This window comes from Teichococcus aestuarii (assembly GCF_042651065.1).
Taxonomy (GTDB): domain Bacteria; phylum Pseudomonadota; class Alphaproteobacteria; order Acetobacterales; family Acetobacteraceae; genus Pseudoroseomonas; species Pseudoroseomonas aestuarii.
In genome coordinates, this window is sequence record NZ_JBHSCH010000144.1 from 1 (window position 1) to 1,930 (window position 1,930).

The following is a 1,930-nucleotide window of genomic DNA, read 5'->3' on the forward strand; positions in this document are numbered from 1 at the left end:
GGGTGCCGCCGGCGGGGCCGGGGCCGGGGCGCAGCCGCGCGGCCAGCGCCGCGGCCTCCGCCGCCGCGCCGTCCGGCAGGCCGTCCTCGCTGGCGAATTCCTCCAGCCAGGCCTCGCAGCAGGCGGCGGCATCCTGCAGCGCCAGCACCACCTCCGGCGTGGCGGGGGCGGCGCGCAGCGTGTCCAGCCGGTCCTCCATGGCGTGCAGCACCAGCCCCATCGGCGCCAGCGGGAACAGGCCGACCGAGCCCTTCAGCGTGTGCACGGCGCGGAAGAGCCGGTCCAGCAGCGCCGGCCCGGCCTGCGCCGCCCGCAGGGCCGGCAGCGCCTCCCCCACCTGCTCCAGCAGCTCCCGCCCCTCGATCAGGAACTGGTCACGCAACTCGTTCATGCCGCCTCCGGCCGCTGATGCACCAGAACCCCGCCGAGGCGGCGCGGCTGGAGCCGGCCCGGCCGCGGCATCATCGTCTCGCTGTGGCCCAGGCAGAGGAAGCCGCCCGGCAGCAGCGCCGCCTCCAGGTTCTCCATCGCGCGCTGGCGGGAGGCGGTGTCGAAATAGATCAGGGCGTTGCGGCAGAAGATGACATCGAAGCCGCCCTGCGCCGCCATGCTCGCCGGCTCCACCAGGTTGGCCGCGGTGAAGCGCACCGATTCCCGCAGGTCCTGGATGATGCGGTGCCGCCCGCCCGGCAGGGGCTCGAAATAGCGCGCCACCAGCGCGGGCGGCAGTCGCGACAGGGCGCGGGCGCCATACTCCCCCGCCACCGCCGCCGCCAGGGCGCGGGTGTCGATGTCGGAGCCGACGATCTCGACATGGTAGGCATCCACCACCGGCCAGTTCTCCAGCAGCCAGAGCGCCAGGGAATAGGCCTCCTCCCCCGTAGCGCAGGGCATCGACCACAGGCGGATGCGGTCGCCGGGGCTGCGCCGCGCGGCGATCTCGGGCAGCATCCCGCCGCTCAGGCAGCGGAGCTGGTAGTCCTCGCGGTAGAAGTAGGTCTCGTTGACGGTGAGGCTGTTGACCAGCGCCTCCACCTCCGCCGGGCTGTTGCGCAGCCGCGCCATGTAGGCGGCGAAGCCCGCCGCGCCGCTGTGCAGCACCCGCTCGGCCACGCGGCGCTCGATGTAGTAGCGCTTCGGCTCGCCATAGGCGAGGCCGGTGTGGCGGTAGAGGAAGTCGCAGAGCTGCATCAGCTCCTGCCGGCTCAGCGGGGCGGGAGCGGTATGGGGCGAGGCGGGCACGCTCATGCCTCCACCCAGTGCCGCAGCCAGGCGGCCATGGCTTCCACCGGCGCCACCTGGGTGGCGCCGCCGCCGCGCACCAGCGCCCCCGGCATGCCCCAGATCACCGCGCTCTCCTCCGCCTCGGCCAGGGTGCGGCCGCCGGCGGCGTGCAGGCGCGCCATGGCGGCGGCGCCGTCATTGCCCATGCCGGTGAGCAGCACGCCGGCCAGGCGGGGGGCCGGCATGTGCTGCAGCGCGCTGTCCACCAGCCGGTCCACGCTCGGGTGCCAGCGATGCGCCGGCGCGGACGGCACCGGCAGCGCCACCAGGCCGCCCGGCCTGCGGGAGAGCAGGATGTCGGCATCGCCGCGCGCCACATAGGCGTGGCCCGGCCGCAGCGGCATGGGCTGCGCCACCTCCACCACGGAAAGCGCGCATTGCGTGTCCAGCCGCTGCGCCAGGGCCTGGGTGAAGGCGGCCGGCATGTGCTGCGCGATGACCAGCGGCCAGGGGAAGCCCGCCGGCAGCTGCGCCAGCAGCATCTCCAGCGCCGGCGGCCCGCCGGTGGAGGCGCCGACCAGCACCACCCCCTCCGGCAGGGCGGAGGCCTCGGGCGCCGGCGGCGTCGGCGGCAAGGGCGAGGGCTGGGGCCGGAGCGGCGGCGGCAGGGGCCGCGGGCGGAGGGGGGCGCCGCGCGGGGCCGGCT

At 76.0% G+C, this 1,930-nt stretch carries 3 protein-coding genes; all 3 read right to left on the reverse strand.

All coding sequences use genetic code 11. The features are described 5' to 3' along the window. Window positions 1–391: Hpt domain-containing protein (locus ACFOY6_RS23990; RefSeq protein WP_379652440.1), on the reverse strand; the 391-nt coding region annotated here is incomplete at its 3' end. Continuing rightward, on the reverse strand, window positions 388–1,248 hold the full coding sequence (locus ACFOY6_RS23995; RefSeq protein ID WP_379652441.1) for a CheR family methyltransferase: 861 nt from the start codon (window positions 1,246–1,248) through the stop codon (window positions 388–390). The genes ACFOY6_RS23990 and ACFOY6_RS23995, both read right to left, overlap by 4 nt. Continuing rightward, window positions 1,245–1,930: CheB methylesterase domain-containing protein (locus ACFOY6_RS24000; protein ID WP_379652442.1), on the reverse strand; the 686-nt coding region annotated here is incomplete at its 5' end. The genes ACFOY6_RS24000 and ACFOY6_RS23995, both read right to left, overlap by 4 nt.